The sequence below is a fragment of the Arthrobacter sp. E1SS-5 genome (assembly GCF_057073715.1).
The window spans coordinates 1,492,919-1,506,558 of record NZ_CP172703.1 but is presented as its reverse complement, the minus strand read 5'-3'; the positions used below and the strand labels follow the sequence as shown (position 1 = coordinate 1,506,558).

The 13,640-nt window shown below is 68.1% G+C and carries 11 protein-coding genes; 3 read left to right on the top strand and 8 right to left on the bottom strand.

The features are described 5' to 3' along the window. Positions 1-59 precede the first annotated feature (59 nt). From infB to ACIGJD_RS06945, 4 genes are all read right to left on the bottom strand, one after another. Positions 60-2,981 carry a translation initiation factor IF-2 gene (gene infB / locus ACIGJD_RS06960; RefSeq protein ID WP_483688882.1) on the bottom strand — a complete coding sequence of 974 codons (2,922 nt, stop codon included), beginning with the start codon at positions 2,979-2,981 and terminating at the stop codon, positions 60-62. A 152-nt stretch (positions 2,982-3,133) separates the two neighbouring features. After that, positions 3,134-3,481 carry a YlxR family protein gene (locus ACIGJD_RS06955; protein ID WP_483688881.1) on the bottom strand — a complete coding sequence of 116 codons (348 nt, stop codon included), beginning with the start codon at positions 3,479-3,481 and terminating at the stop codon, positions 3,134-3,136. Positions 3,482-3,661: 180 nt separating this feature from the next. Further along, positions 3,662-4,642, bottom strand: a complete 981-nt coding sequence (nusA, locus tag ACIGJD_RS06950; RefSeq protein WP_483688880.1) for a transcription termination factor NusA — start codon at positions 4,640-4,642, stop codon at positions 3,662-3,664. Beyond that, positions 4,642-5,253 carry a ribosome maturation factor RimP gene (locus ACIGJD_RS06945; protein ID WP_483688879.1) on the bottom strand — a complete coding sequence of 204 codons (612 nt, stop codon included), beginning with the start codon at positions 5,251-5,253 and terminating at the stop codon, positions 4,642-4,644. The genes nusA and ACIGJD_RS06945 overlap by 1 nt, the downstream gene beginning before the upstream one ends. Before the next feature lie 106 nt (positions 5,254-5,359). Here ACIGJD_RS06945 and ACIGJD_RS06940 point away from each other — a divergent pair, with 106 nt between their 5' ends. The 3 genes from ACIGJD_RS06940 to ACIGJD_RS06930 all read left to right on the top strand — a co-directional run bounded on the left by ACIGJD_RS06940 (position 5,360) and on the right by ACIGJD_RS06930 (position 8,372). Next, positions 5,360-6,475: a DUF4439 domain-containing protein gene (locus ACIGJD_RS06940; RefSeq protein ID WP_483688878.1), complete on the top strand. Its 1,116-nt coding sequence runs from the start codon at positions 5,360-5,362 to the stop codon at positions 6,473-6,475. A 99-nt stretch (positions 6,476-6,574) separates the two neighbouring features. Then, positions 6,575-7,342 (top strand): VIT1/CCC1 transporter family protein, encoded by a 768-nt coding sequence (locus ACIGJD_RS06935; RefSeq protein ID WP_483689448.1) that lies wholly within the window; start codon positions 6,575-6,577, stop codon positions 7,340-7,342. Positions 7,343-7,379: 37 nt separating this feature from the next. Then, on the top strand, positions 7,380-8,372 hold the full coding sequence (locus ACIGJD_RS06930) for an aminoglycoside phosphotransferase family protein (RefSeq protein ID WP_483689447.1): 993 nt from the start codon (positions 7,380-7,382) through the stop codon (positions 8,370-8,372). Between the two features lie 27 nt (positions 8,373-8,399). On the opposite strand, the gene ACIGJD_RS06925 is transcribed toward ACIGJD_RS06930, so the two are convergent. The 4 genes from ACIGJD_RS06925 to ACIGJD_RS06910 all read right to left on the bottom strand — a co-directional run bounded on the left by ACIGJD_RS06925 (position 8,400) and on the right by ACIGJD_RS06910 (position 13,611). Continuing rightward, positions 8,400-9,791 (bottom strand): pyridoxal phosphate-dependent decarboxylase family protein, encoded by a 1,392-nt coding sequence (locus tag ACIGJD_RS06925; RefSeq protein WP_483688877.1) that lies wholly within the window; start codon positions 9,789-9,791, stop codon positions 8,400-8,402. Between the two features lie 55 nt (positions 9,792-9,846). Beyond that, positions 9,847-10,641 (bottom strand): sulfite exporter TauE/SafE family protein, encoded by a 795-nt coding sequence (locus tag ACIGJD_RS06920; RefSeq protein WP_142134587.1) that lies wholly within the window; start codon positions 10,639-10,641, stop codon positions 9,847-9,849. Next, complete coding sequence (locus ACIGJD_RS06915) at positions 10,638-12,449, bottom strand: proline--tRNA ligase (protein WP_483688876.1); 1,812 nt, start codon at positions 12,447-12,449, stop codon at positions 10,638-10,640. Before ACIGJD_RS06915 ends, ACIGJD_RS06920 begins: the two co-directional genes overlap by 4 nt. Positions 12,450-12,855: 406 nt before the next feature. Continuing rightward, a complete protein-coding gene (locus ACIGJD_RS06910) occupies positions 12,856-13,611 on the bottom strand; it encodes a hypothetical protein (protein WP_483688875.1) in 756 nt (251 codons plus the stop codon). Positions 13,612-13,640 lie beyond the last annotated feature (29 nt).

The window sequence follows — 13,640 nt, the reverse complement described above, 5'->3', positions numbered from 1 at the left end:
GCGTAGGGGCGGGGCGCCCCCAAAACTCGGAGGCTCCCCACCGCTGGTTCGAGACCAGCTTAGACGCGCGGCTTCTCGCGCATCTCGAAGGTCTCGATGATGTCACCTTCAACGATGTCGTTGTACGACCCAAGACCGATACCACATTCGAAGTCCGTGCGGACCTCGGTGGCGTCGTCCTTGAAGCGCTTGAGCGACTCAACGGTGAGGTTGTCACCGATGATCTTGCCGTCGCGGCTGACGCGTGCCTTGGCGTTGCGTCGGATGATGCCCGAGCGGACGATCGAGCCGGCGATGTTTCCGAACTTGGAAGAGCGGAAGACTTCGCGGACCTCGGCGGTGCCGAGCTGGACTTCTTCGTATTCCGGCTTGAGCATGCCCTTGAGCGCTGCCTCGATGTCATCGATTGCTGCGTAGATGACGGAGTAGAAGCGCATGTCCACGCCTTCGCGGTCTGCCAGTTCGGCAACCCGCTCGGCGGGCTTGACGTTGAAGCCGATGATGACGGCGGAGTCGACCGTTGCCAGGTTGACGTCGTTCTGGGTGATGGCACCCACACCGCGGTGGATGACGCGCAACTGCACGCCTTCGCCGACGTCGATCTTGAGCAGCGCGTCTTCGAGGGCTTCGACGGCACCGGACACGTCACCCTTGAGGATGAGGTTGAGGGTGTCGATCTTGCCTTCGGCGACGGCCTGGTCGAAGTCTTCCAGGCTGATGCGCTTGCGGCGCTTGGCCAGGGCGGCGTTGCGGTCGGCAGCTTCACGCTTCTCGGCGATCTGGCGGGCGGTGCGCTCGTCAGCGGTCACGAAGAAGGTGTCACCGGCGCGCGGCACGTTGGACAGGCCCAGCACCTGGACGGGGCGGGACGGGCCGGCCTCGGTCAGGGCGCTGCCGTCGTCGTCGAACATCGCACGGACGCGGCCGTGGGCCGTTCCTGCCACGATGGTGTCGCCGACGCGGAGCGTACCGGACTGCACCAGGACGGTGGCAACCGCACCGCGGCCCTTGTCCAGGTTGGCTTCGATCGCGATACCGCGGGCGTCCTTGTTCGGGTTGGCGCGCATGTCCAGGGCGGCGTCTGCGGTGAGCAGGACGGCCTCGAGCAGCTCGTCGATGTGCAGGTTCTGGCGGGCAGAGACCTCCACGAACATGGTGTCGCCACCGTATTCCTCGGGAACCAGGCCGTACTCGGTCAGCTGGCCGCGGACCTTCTCCGGGTTGGCGCCTTCCTTGTCGATCTTGTTCACGGCCACGACGATCGGCACGTTGGCCGCCTGGGCGTGGTTGAGGGCTTCAACGGTCTGCGGCATCACGCCGTCGTCCGCTGCGACCACCAGGATGGCGATGTCGGTGACCTTGGCACCACGGGCACGCATGGCGGTGAACGCCTCGTGGCCCGGGGTGTCGATGAAGGTGATCTTGCGGTCGTCGCCTTCGTGGTTGTGCGTGACCTGGTAGGCACCGATGTGCTGGGTGATGCCGCCGTGCTCGCCCGCCATGACGTCGGACTTGCGGATGGCATCCAGCAGGCGGGTTTTACCGTGGTCAACGTGGCCCATGACGGTGACTACCGGCGGACGTGCCTCGAGTTCCTCGTCGCCTTCGGCTTCGAGTTCGGCTTCAAAGTCGATGTCGAAGCTGGAGAGCAACTCGCGCTCCTCGTCCTCCGGGGAGACGACCTGGAGCTTGTAGCCCAGTTCCTCGCCGAGCAGGGCGAAGGTGTCCTCGTCCAGCGACTGGGTGGCGGTGGCCATTTCACCAAGGTGGAACAGCACGGTGACCAGTGCGGCGGGGTTTGCCTCGATCTTGTCGGCGAAGTCCGTGATGGACGAGCCACGGCGAAGCCGGATGACGGTGTTGCCGTCGCCGCGGGGTACGCTCACGCCACCCAGCGACGGGGCACTCATCTGCTCAAGTTCCTGGCGCTTTGCGCGCTTGGACTTGCGCTGCTTGCCACGGCCTGCGCCGCCCTTGCCGAAGGCACCCTGGGTTCCGCCGCGTCCGCGGCCGCCCTTGCCGAAGCCGCCGCCGGCGGGAGCACCGCCGCCACCGGGACCACCGGTGCCGGGAGCGCCGCCGGGGCGTCCGGGACCGCGGCCGCCGCCGGGACGGCCTGCACCTGCGGGTGCGGGACGCTCAGTGCGGTTGGGCATCATGCCGGGAGTAGGACGGGGACCACCGGGGCGCGGTGCGCCCGGGCGGGGGCCGCCGGCGCCTGCTGCGGGACGGGGACCACCGGCACCTGCAGCGGGACGCGGACCACCGGGGCGCGGTCCGCCGGCACCTGCTGCGGGGCGGGGACCACCGGGGCGGTCGCCGTCGGTGCGGCTGCCACCCGGACGGGGCATTCCCTGGGAGGTGGCGAACGGGTTGTTGCCCGGACGGGGTGCACGGTCACCGTCTCCGCCTCGGCCGCGGGGCATGCCCTGCGAGGTGGCGAACGGGTTGTTGCCCGGACGGGGACCGCCGGGACGGGGCCCTGAACCACCCGGACGGGCGGAGGGAGCCGGGGCGTCAGCCTTGGGTGCCGGACGTGCACCGGGCTTCGCGCCGGTGGACGGGGCGCCAGCGGACGGGGCGCTGGAAGCCGGCGCACCTGAAGCCGGAGCTGCCGGGGCGGCAGGCGTGGCGGGGGCTGCCGGGGCTGCTGCCTGTGCAGGAGCAGCGGGAGCGGCCGGAGCCGGTGCCTGGGCCTTGGGGGCCGGAGCCTTGGGCGCAGCCGGGCCAGGGGCCGGGACTGACGGACGGGTGCCTGCTGCGGGAGCGGGCGCCTTGGGGGCAGCGGCCGGCGCTGCGGCCGGAGCCGACGACTTTGCGGCGGCGTCGGGGAAGGCGTTGCGCAGTTTACGCACAACGGGGGCCTCAATGGTTGAAGAGGCAGAGCGAACGAATTCGCCCAGTTCCTGCAGTTTTGTCACTGCATCTTTGGAAGTTATACCGAGCTCTTTGGCGAGCTCATGTACGCGGACCTTGGCCACATTTCTCCTGTCTCGGTCCGCACCGAGCCAGGCACGAACCGTCTACTTCTTACTGCGGACCCCAGCCGCTGTTAATGCGAAGGGGCCCATTGCAGAGCGCAACAAAGTTGTCATCGTTACGCACTCATCGCTGGGAACTCATCGGGTTTCCATCAGATTTCTGACCCGCTTTCAGGTTGGACGGTTGGTGTTGCAGCCACCGGGGCGGCGTCAACGTTCGGGCCTGACGTGATCCGGCGTTCGACGGCGGTTGCTTCAGTTGCGCCCGGAAGGGCACGTCCGAAAGCTCGCCGCTTGACCGCCAGGGCCAGGCACGATTCGCTGGGGTGCAGCCATGCACCCCGGCCAGCCATCCGGCGTCGTTCATCCACCAGGACAGCGGTTGACCCGCTGCCTTCGGCGACGAGCCGGAGCAACTGCGACCGCGGACCCTTCTGCCGGCATCCGATGCAGGTACGTTCGGGCTGATTCCCGGTGGAAAGCATTTCTGCCACGGTCATCGTCCTGACGTTCTCTCTGCTGGCCGCAGGTTTTACCGCCTCCGCAGTTGCGGAAACAAGCACGCCCAAGGCACACGGCTACCGGCTCTTAGGCGCGGTCTTATCCATTCTAGCCCCTCGGGGCCGTTCTGCCCGAAACGGGTGGCTGCCGCGGTGCGCCAGCCACCCCCATTCCGGTAGTTACTTGTCGCGGGCCGCCGCGGCGTCGGAAACGATATCGATGCGCCAGCCGGTCAGCTTTGCCGCGAGGCGGGCATTCTGGCCTTCCTTGCCGATGGCCAGGGACAGCTGGTAGTCCGGGACCACCACGCGGGCAGAGCGGGTGGCCTCGTCCGTGATGGTGACCGAATTCACCCGCGACGGCGACAACGCGCTGGCGATGAAGGTCGCCGGGTTCTCGCTGTAGTCGACGATGTCGATTTTTTCGTCGTTCAGCTCGGTCATGACGGCGCGGACGCGGGAACCCATTTCGCCGATGCAGGCACCCTTCGCGTTGATACCAGGGGTGTTCGCCTTGACGGCGATCTTGGTGCGGTGGCCGGCCTCGCGGGCCAGCGCCACGATCTCCACGGAGTGGTCGGCGATTTCCGGGACTTCCAGTTCGAAGAGCTTCCGGACCAGGCCCGGGTGTGACCGGGACAGCGTCACGGAGGGGCCCTTGGTGCCGCGGTGCACGTCGATGACCAGGGCGCGCAGGCGGTTTCCGTGGATGTACTTCTCGCCGGGAACCTGCTCGGGCGGCGGCAGCAGCGCTTCGAGCGAGCCGAGGTTGACCTGGATCATGTGCGGGTTGTTGCCCTGCTGGATGGTGCCGGACACCAACTCGCCTTCGCGGCCCTTGAACTCGCCCAGGACGTTGTCGTCCTCAACGTCGCGGAGCCGCTGCAGGATGATCTGGCGGGCGGTGCTGGCGGCGATGCGGCCGAAGCCCTCGGGGGTGTGCTCGAATTCGCCGATGGGGGCACCGTCGTCGTCAATCTCCACAGCCCAAATGGTCACGTGGCCGCTCTTGCGGTCCAGCTCGGCGCGCGCTTTTTCGAAGGCGCCGGGTGACTTGTGGTAGGCCACCAGGAGCGCCTGCTCGATGGTGGGGATCAGGAGGTCCAGCGGGATTTCACGCTCACGCTCCAAAAGTCTCAGTGCGCTCATGTCAATATCCATCAGGCCTCCTCAGAAGGTCCATTGTGTTCAGGTTCCAGACCGTCCTCCGGGAGGTGGCTGAATTCGATCTCGACTTTTCCGTTGCGGATCCTGTCGAAAGGAAGCTTTACGGGTTCGCCCTGCCGGGGCTTCATGCCCTTCTTGACGGCGATCTCCGGAACGAGGGTGACTCCCCCGTCATCCACGGACTTGATGCGGCCGGTCATGTTGTCGCCCTGGATGACGTTCACCTTGACCATCCGGCCCAGGGCACGGTGCCAGTGCCGCGGTTCGGTCAGGGGACGGCCGACGCCGGGCGAGGACACTTCGAGGTCATAAGGACGGCCGTCGTCGTTGGGGTCGTTGTCCAGCACGTCCGAGAGCACCTTGGAGATGTCCGCGATGACGTCCAGGCTCACGCCGCCCGTTTCCTCCTGCGGCAGGTCCACCACGACGTGGACCACGCGGTGGGAGCCGGGGATGATGGCCACGTCCTCGAGGTACAGGCGGTTGGCGTGAACGGCGGGTTCCAGGAGGGCCCGGAGCCGGGCAGCTTCGGGGTTGTGGGCCGGCGCGGTTCCGCTTCCCGTACCGGTGTGGTCTGGTGAAGCCGTAGCTTCTGCGTTGCTCACGATGCCGGCCGCCTCCCTATAGATGATGTGGTGTTTACTAGCGTAGCTATTTTACCGGCCCAGTGGTGCACCGGGGTGCCCCCTCAGCGTGACACCATGGTCTGTTGTGAAAGACCCCCTCAAGGACACCCACCCGCGCGTGCGCCCGTTCCGGTTTGCCGTCTTTGCCCTTGCGGCGCTGGTGGTCCTGAGCCTTGGTTTCGCCTTGATTCCCGCGGAAAAGCCGGCCCCCGCCGAGCCTCCGTTCACGGAACGGGCCAGGGCGGCGGCGCTCACTGCCGCCCTGGACCTGCGTGCGTCCGGAATGGAACTGGCTTCCACCGGTGCGGAGGATTCCAGCATCCTGGACCCCGTTGTGACCTTGCTGACCATCCAGGCAAGGGCGTTGACGGGCCCCGGGACGGAAACTGCGCCCGCCACGCCGGCAGCCTCTGACCCGCCTTCTCCCACCGCTGGTCCCGCTGGCGTTGCCGGGCTGGTCCAGGCGCTGGCCGGCAGCGGGACCGCGCGCCTCAAGGACGCAGAGACAGCCGACGGCGGCATGGCGCGCCTCCTCGCGGGCGCCGGCACCGCACAGCTCCTGGCGGCCGGCCGCCTGGCCGCCGCCACAGGAGTGCCCGCCCCGGAGGGAACGGCCCCCGCAACGGTAGAAGAGGTGCCGGTCCCTGCACCTGCTTCCCCATGTCCCTCGCCTTCCCCGGCTGCCTCCCAGGAGGTCCGTGCCCCGGGCACTGCTGCCGGTACACGGCAGGCCCTGTCCGCTGCCATCACCGCGGAGCAGGAGGCTGCTTACGGGTACCAGGCGGCACTCCCCCGCCTCGGTCCCGCCGAGGCCGGGCCGGCATCGGAATTCCTGGCCCGGCACCGGGAACTGGCCGCCGCCGCGGAGGGACGCCTTCGGCTCGCGTGTGGAACAGCCGTACCGCAACAGCCCGGATATGTCCTGGACCCCGGCTTCCTGGCCGCACCGGCGGCAGGCCTGGGCAAGCTCGAGGCGGCGACGCTCGCCTCCTACGGCGACCTTGTGGCGCTGTCCCAGGGCCAGGACCGGAGGTGGGCGTTGTCGGCACTCCAGGGTGCCGCAGCAAGGGCGCTACGCTGGGGCGCTGACCCCGGACCCGTTCCGGGCCTCGCCCTGGCCATCAACCAACTGCCTGCCCTTCCCGCTGGTACCGCACTTCCTGCCGATACCAGCCCGGCGCCGTCGTCCACGGGATACTGAACCGCGGCCAGCGGCTCTCCTTGCCTCCTGGATGTGCTGGCGCCAAAGAAGGCCACGCAGAGGGTGGCAATGAGCGGGCAGCGGTGGTTTGCTGAAGGGATGAACGCCGACGATCCAGCCGATGTCCCGGGATCCGGTACCGCAGGCCCGGAGTTGAACAACCACCTGGAGACGGAACCGCACGGCAATGACATAGCCCACCGGCTGAACTGGCTGCGCGCCGGGGTCCTCGGCGCGAATGACGGCATCGTCTCCGTGGCCGCCATTGTGGTGGGCGTAGCAGGCGCCACAGCTGAGCTGGGCCCCATCCTCACGGCCGGCGTAGCCGGGGTGGTGGGCGGTGCGGTGTCGATGGCGCTGGGCGAATATGTCTCGGTCAGCAGCCAAAGCGACAGCCAACGGGCCCTGATCGAGAAGGAACGCCGCGAACTGGCGGAAGAACCGGAAGCGGAGCTCGCCGAACTGACCGCCATCTACCTGGCCAAGGGGCTGACCCCCGAAACCGCGGCCACGGTGGCCCGGGAACTGACTGCCCACGATGTCCTGGCCGCGCACCTGTCCGCCGAGCTCAACATCGCCGAGGAGGACATCGTCAGCCCCTGGCATGCAGCATTCGCCTCCGCCATTGCCTTTACCATCGGCGCGATCCTGCCAATGCTGGCCATCCTGCTTCCCCCACCCGGCATCCGGGTCCCGCTGACCTTTGCATCAGTGCTGGTCGCGTTGGCTTTGACGGGTGCCCTGGGGGCATGGATCGGAGGCGGCTCCAAGACGCGGGCAGCTGTGCGCGTGGTGGTGGGCGGCGCATTGGCGCTCGCGGCAACGTTCCTGATTGGCAACCTGCTGGGCGCCTCGGGTGTTGTCTGACCCCGTGGTGCCGGCACCGCCCATCCCGCCGGACCTCATGGCCCGTTACAGGCGCAATGGCGCGGGACGGGCGTGGCTCGACAGTCTTCATGGACTGCTGGCTGACCGCCTGGAGCAGTGGCAGCTCGACCTTGACCTGGTGCCCGGCAGCATGCCGTGGAGCGGACATGGCGGCATCGTGGTGCCGGTGCGGCAGGAAGACGGTTCACCTGCAGCCTTGAAGATCGCTTTCCCCCACGATGAAGCCAAGGTGGAGCGGCATGCGCTGGCGCTTTGGGGCGGCCATGGCGCTGTTGCGTTACTGGCCTCGGACGCAGCATCCTGCGCGATGCTCCTGGAACGCCTCGACGCCGGCCGATCGCTGGCAGGCGTACCGCTGGATGACGCTGCCGTAGTGTGGGGCGGGCTGGTGCGGCAACTGGGGCTGGCTCCGGACCCCCGGCCCGAATGGCGGGAGTTCGCGCACATCGCTGCCCGTGCGGAACAGTGGAGCGACGAGCTGCCGGCGGACTGGGACCAGTTGGGCCGCCCGTTCCCCCGGTGGCTGCTGGAGGCCGCCCTGGAGGTGTGCCAGACGCGCGGGGCGGTGGGCCGCCGGTCCGCGCATGACCTGCTGGTCCACACGGACCTGCATTTCCTCAACGTCCTGGCGCGCCCGGGGTTGCCGCCGGCGGGTGAGGCACCGACTGCGGCGGGCTACGCGGCCATCGACCCCCAGCCAATGATTGGCGAACCTGAGTTCGCCGTGGCCCCGCTGCTGTGGAACCGCCTTGCGGACCTGCCGGCCTCCCAGCCCGGCGCGGCGCTGCTCAGGCGCTGCCACGACTTCAGCTCGGCTGCCGGCCTGGACCCTGACGTGGCCCGGCAGTGGGCCATCGCCAGGGAGGTGGAAAACGCACTGGGCTACGCCGCGCAGGGCCACCGGGGCGATCTGGCCCGGTCTCTTTGGGTGTCCAGCACCCTGGCCGGCAAAACACTGGACGGCCTGCCGGATCCCCATTCGCTGCCGGAGCCGGGACAGGACGGGTAAGGCAGGCGGCAAGGGGCGCGGAAACGGTCAGGAGTTCCGCACTGCGGCCAGGGCTGACCGCACGGCATCGACGGCGGTGCCCACGTCCTCCCCCGCCGTATGCCAGTTGCTCACCGAAACACGAAGGATGTCCCGCTCCCGCCAGCGTGAGCCGGACATCCACACTTTCCCGTCCTCGATGATGCGGGCCGTGACCGCGCGGGTGGTGTCGTCGTCGCCGAAAGCCAGGCACACCTGGGTATAGGCGACGTCGTTGAGCACCTCCACGCCGTCCAGGGCGGCCATCGCCTCCGCGATGGCCGTGGCGGCACCAGCCAGGCCGCCAACCTGGGCTGCCACGCCCTCGCGGCCCAGGCTTTTCAGCGCGGCCCACACGGGTACTCCCCGGGCCCGGCGGGAGAGTTCCGGGACCTTCTCGAAGGGATCGCCCGGTCCTTCCGCGTCCTGCACCAGGTAGCTCGCATGCAGGCCCATCGCGGCGCGCAGCGCCGAGGGGTCGCGGACAATGGCGATGCCGCAGTCGTAGGGCACGTTGAGGGTTTTGTGGGCATCGGTGCCCCAGGAGTCGGCCTCTTCATAGCCCCGGGTGAGGTGCTGCAGTTCCGGCGCGGCGGCAGCCCAGAGGCCGAACGCGCCGTCGATGTGCACCCAGGCGCCGTGTTTGCGTGCGACGGCGATCGCCTCGGCAAAGGGGTCAAAGGCGCCTGAGTGCAGGTTACCGGCCTGGAGGCACACCAGGGCGGGGCCGGTGCCGCCGGCAAGCGCGGCGTCCAGGGCGGCGGGGAGCAGGCGGCCCTGCCCGTCGGCGTCCACTTCCGTTGGTTTTCCGAGGCCCAGGTAGCGCAGGCCGAGGTCTACGGTGTCGTGCCGTTCCCGGCCCACGAAGCACCGGATCCGGGGTGCGCCGAAGAGCCCGTCGCGGTCCAGGTCCCAGCCGGCGTCGGCGAGCAGCCGCCAGCGGGCGGCAGCCATTCCGGTGAAGTTTGCCATGGTGGCGCCGGTGACGAATCCGACGTCGGCGGTGGAGGGGAGGCCCAGCAGGTCCAGCAGCCAGTGTCCGGCAGCTTCCTCGATGGCGGCCGTGGCGGGGGTGGCGTAGCGCAGGCCGGCGTTCTGGTCCCAGGCGCTGACCAGCCAGTCCGAGGCCAGGGCGGCAGGCAGGGTGCCGCCTATCACCCAGCCAAAGAACCGGCCCGAGGGCATGGCCATGAGGCCGGGCTCTGCCTGGGTGGCCAGGAAGTCGATGACACCGGCTGCAGGCATTCCTGCTTCGGGCAGCGGGCCGCCGAAGACTGCGGCGAGTTCAGTGGCGTTTCGGCCGGGTCCCACGCGGCGGTGCGGAAGGCTCTCCAGCCAGGCCTGCGAATGCCCTGCGGCGGCTGCCAGTGCCGCGGCAAACCCGTCATCGCCGTGTGCCATACCTGCATGCTACGCCGGGCTGGTCCACGCGACGAGGACCAGTTTCCCGGACTGCTCAGGAGAAGTTTTCCTGCCAAACGTCGTAGCCGAGCTTGACGATCAGGGCCGCCACGACCACCAGGAAGACAACCCTGACGAATTTGCTGCCCTGCTTTACGGCAGTGCGGGCGCCGAGGTAGCCCCCGGCCATGTTGGCTCCCCCGAGCAGCAGGCCGATCCCCCACAGGATGGACCCGTGCGGCAGGAAGAACAACAGGGCGCCGGCATTGGTGGCCATGTTGACGATCTTGGCCTTGGCGCTTGCTTCCAGGAAGGCGTAGCCCATGGCGGACACCAGGGCGATAACCAGGAAGGAGCCCGTCCCCGGGCCGATGAGCCCGTCATAAAAGCCGATCACGGCACCGATGAGGCAGGCTACGACGTAGTGCTTATGGCCTTCGTGGCGCAGCGCCGTCAGCTCGCCCACGCTGGGCCTCAATGCCGTGAAAAGCGCGACGGCGACCAGGGCCACCACGATGATGGGCTTGAACACCCCGGCCGGCAGGGTGGCGGCCAGGCTTGCCCCGCCAAAGCTGCCGGCCAGGGCTATCACGGCCATGGGCACCGCAGTCCGAAGGTCCGGCCCCACCCGCCGGTAGTACGTGACAGCACTGGTGGCGGTACCGAAGATGGAGCCCATCTTGTTGGTGGCCAGCGCCTGGACCGGCGCGATGCCGGGAACCAGGAGCAGCGCCGGAAGCTGGATGAGTCCTCCGCCGCCCACCACCGCGTCCACCCACCCGGCTGCGAATCCAGCCACCACGATCAGGATGATGGTGGTGAGCTGGATCGATTCGAAGCCGGAGATCACTGGTTGCGGACGGCGTTGACCACGTAGTCGACGGCCTTGTCTACCGCCACGTTCTCGGCGGCGCCGCTGCGGCGGTCCTTGATCTCCACCACGCCGTCCACCAGGCCGCGGCCCACGGCCAGGATGGTGGGGACGCCCACCAGCTCGGCATCGCCGAACTTCACGCCCGGAGAGACCTTGGGCCGGTCGTCGTAGATGACGGACAGGCCGGCTTCTTCGAGTTCCGCCGACAGCCTTTCCGCCGTCTGGAAGATCTCGTCACCGCGGCCCACGGCCACCACGTGCACATCGGCGGGAGCCACCGAGCGGGGCCAGACCAGGCCGCGGTCATCGTGGTTGGCCTCTGCCAGCGCCGCCACGGCGCGGGTGACACCGACGCCGTAGGAACCCATGGTGACCACCACCTGCTTGCCGTTCTGGTCCAGCACCTTGAGGTCCAGGGCTTCGGCGTATTTGCGGCCGAGCTGGAAGATGTGGCCCATTTCGATGCCACGGGCGGTCTCCAGCGGGCCGGAGCCATCCGGGGAGGGGTCGCCGGCGCGGACTTCGGTGCACTCGATGACGCCGTCCCAGGTGAAGTCGCGGCCGGCTACCAGGCCGAACACGTGCTTGCCGGCCTCGTTGGCGCCGGTGATCCACGCAGTTCCGCTGACCACCCGCGGGTCCACCAGGTAGAGCAGCTTGGTGGCGCTTTCGGCGCCCAGGAGCGGTTCGTCCAGGGACAGGCCGGGGCCAAGGTAGCCCTTGACGATCAGCGGCTGCTTCTTGAGGTCTTCCTCGCTTGCCTGCTCCAGGCCGATCTCTCCACCAATCGGCAGGAAGGCACCGATGTTTGCCTCCACCCGCTTGAGGTCCACGGCGCGGTCGCCGGGGACGCCGATGACCACGAGCTGCCGCTCACCGGTGGGCAGCGTGACGGCGAGGACCACGTTCTTGAGCGTGTCCGCTGCAGTCCAGGCGCCGCCGTCGGACTCTGCGCGCGGGGCAATCTGGTTGGAAGCGGCAACCAGGGTCTCGATGGTGGGCGTGTCCGGGGTATCCAGGACCTCTGCCGCCGGGGCGTTGGTGAAGTCGATCCGGTCAGGAACCACCGTGGTGACGGCCTCGACGTTGGCTGCGTAGCCGCCGGCGGACCGGACAAAGGTGTCCTCACCGATCTCCGTGGGGAAGAGGAACTCCTCGCTCTTGGACCCGCCCATGGCGCCTGCGGTGGCTGCCACGGGCACCACCTCAAGGCCGAGGCGTTCGAAGATTTTCAGGTAGGCGGCACGGTGGGCTGCGTAGCTGGCATCGAGGCCGGCGTCGTCCACGTCGAAGGAGTAGGAATCCTTCATGATGAATTCGCGGCCGCGGAGGAGCCCGGCGCGGGGGCGGGCCTCGTCGCGGTACTTGTTCTGGATCTGATACAGGCTCAGCGGCAGGTCCTTGTAGGAGGAGTACAGGTCCTTGACCAGGAGCGTGAACATCTCCTCGTGCGTGGGCGCCAGCAGGTAGTCGGCGCCCTTGCGGTCCTGGAGCCGGAACAGGCCCTCGCCGTATTCGGTCCAGCGGTTGGTGGCCTCGTACGGCTCGCGCGGCAGCAGTGCCGGGAAGTGGACTTCCTGGGCGCCAATGGCTGCCATTTCCTCGCGGATGATCTCCTCGACCTTGCGCAGGACGCTCAGTCCCAGCGGAAGCCAGGTGTAGATGCCGGGAGCAGCGCGGCGGATGTAGCCGGCGCGGACCAGGAGTTTGTGGCTGGCGACCTCGGCATCGACGGGGTCTTCGCGCAGCGTGCGCAGGAAAAGCTGGGACAGTCGTAGGACCACGGGTGGTATCCGTTTCTGGGGAAGTGCTGGGGCAGCAGGGCCGGACAATTCGTCTGGATACTAATCTACCGGCACGGAACCTGCGGCAATTACGGGCCAAGCCGGGCCGGCGTGCCCGGCAAGGGCCGGAAACAGTAGAGCCACGCCCGGGAATGCAAAGCCCCTGGCCCCCCAATGAGGCTGGTCATCGCATCCGGGCGTGGCTCAACGCCGTTATCGCCTGAGTACTGGTGAGGACTGGTGAGACCGCCCACCCCACTTCCAGCGCAGCTAGAACGAATTTATGTGATCGTGCGCACGTTTGACAAGTATTTTTATTTTCGGAATTCGTTTACCCGATATTTGTCGCCGCGCATTACTTCCATTGTTGTTCCGTGGCGAATTGTTGTTGCGTGACAGCTTGTTGTTACTTAACCAGCGCGGCTGCGGAGTCCAGGAGGGCACCTGCCCGCCGCACGGCGTCGGCCTCGCTCGCGCCGCCGGACGCAACCGAGGTGAGCACAACGCCCTCCTTGACCACCTGGGCGGTGACGGTTGACTGCTTGCGGCCGTCCGGCAGGGCGCTGTCGGTCCGGTAGGCAACGGTGCCGGGAAGGCTGCTGGCCCCCTCCACCGGTTTTACGGTGACGGCAACCTCCATCCCGGAGGCGGTCATGGTCATGGAGGAGCACTTGGCCAGCTGGTCCGGCTGGTCCTTGATCTTGGCGAGGAAGCTTTGGTCCAGGCCGGCAATCAGCGACAGGGCTGTGACGGCCCCGGTGCCGGCGTCCGTGCTCATGCCCATCGCCATGGTTGCTCCGTCGACGGAAGGCACCGTGCTCGCCGCGGCGAGTTCCTTGCATTCTGCCGGCTTGACGTCGATGGACGCCATCATCGCCTTGGTTTGTTCCAGTGTGGTGTTGATGTCCGTCCTGGGCAGGACGGACAGCCTTCGGTCCGCTGCGTCCCGTACCTGTCCCACGATGGCCGCGAGCTCGTCGGTGGTGTAGGCCTTGGCAGTTGGTGTGGGGGTTGGCGTTGGGGTGGGGGTTGGGGTGGGGGTGCTTGGTGCTGAGGCCGCAGGCGCGGCGGCTGTGGATTCCGCTGCCTGCGGCGCGGACGTCCCGCCGCACGCAGAAACAGCAACAGCAAGAAGGGCGCAGGCCCCGAAAGTTCCAAGCACGGACGTCTTCAATTTTTCCCCCAATATCC

Excerpts from the sequence above, each read along its gene's own strand:
- ACIGJD_RS06925 (WP_483688877.1), bottom strand. The coding sequence starts at position 9,791 with ATGGCACACGGCGATGACGGGTTTGCCGCGGCACTGGCAGCCGCCGCA.
- ACIGJD_RS06955 (WP_483688881.1), bottom strand. The coding sequence starts at position 3,481 with ATGACCGTGGCAGAAATGCTTTCCACCGGGAATCAGCCCGAACGTACC.
- ACIGJD_RS06935 (WP_483689448.1), top strand. The coding sequence starts at position 6,575 with ATGAACGCCGACGATCCAGCCGATGTCCCGGGATCCGGTACCGCAGGC.
- ACIGJD_RS06930 (WP_483689447.1), top strand. The coding sequence starts at position 7,380 with ATGGCCCGTTACAGGCGCAATGGCGCGGGACGGGCGTGGCTCGACAGT.
- nusA (WP_483688880.1), bottom strand. The coding sequence starts at position 4,642 with ATGGATATTGACATGAGCGCACTGAGACTTTTGGAGCGTGAGCGTGAA.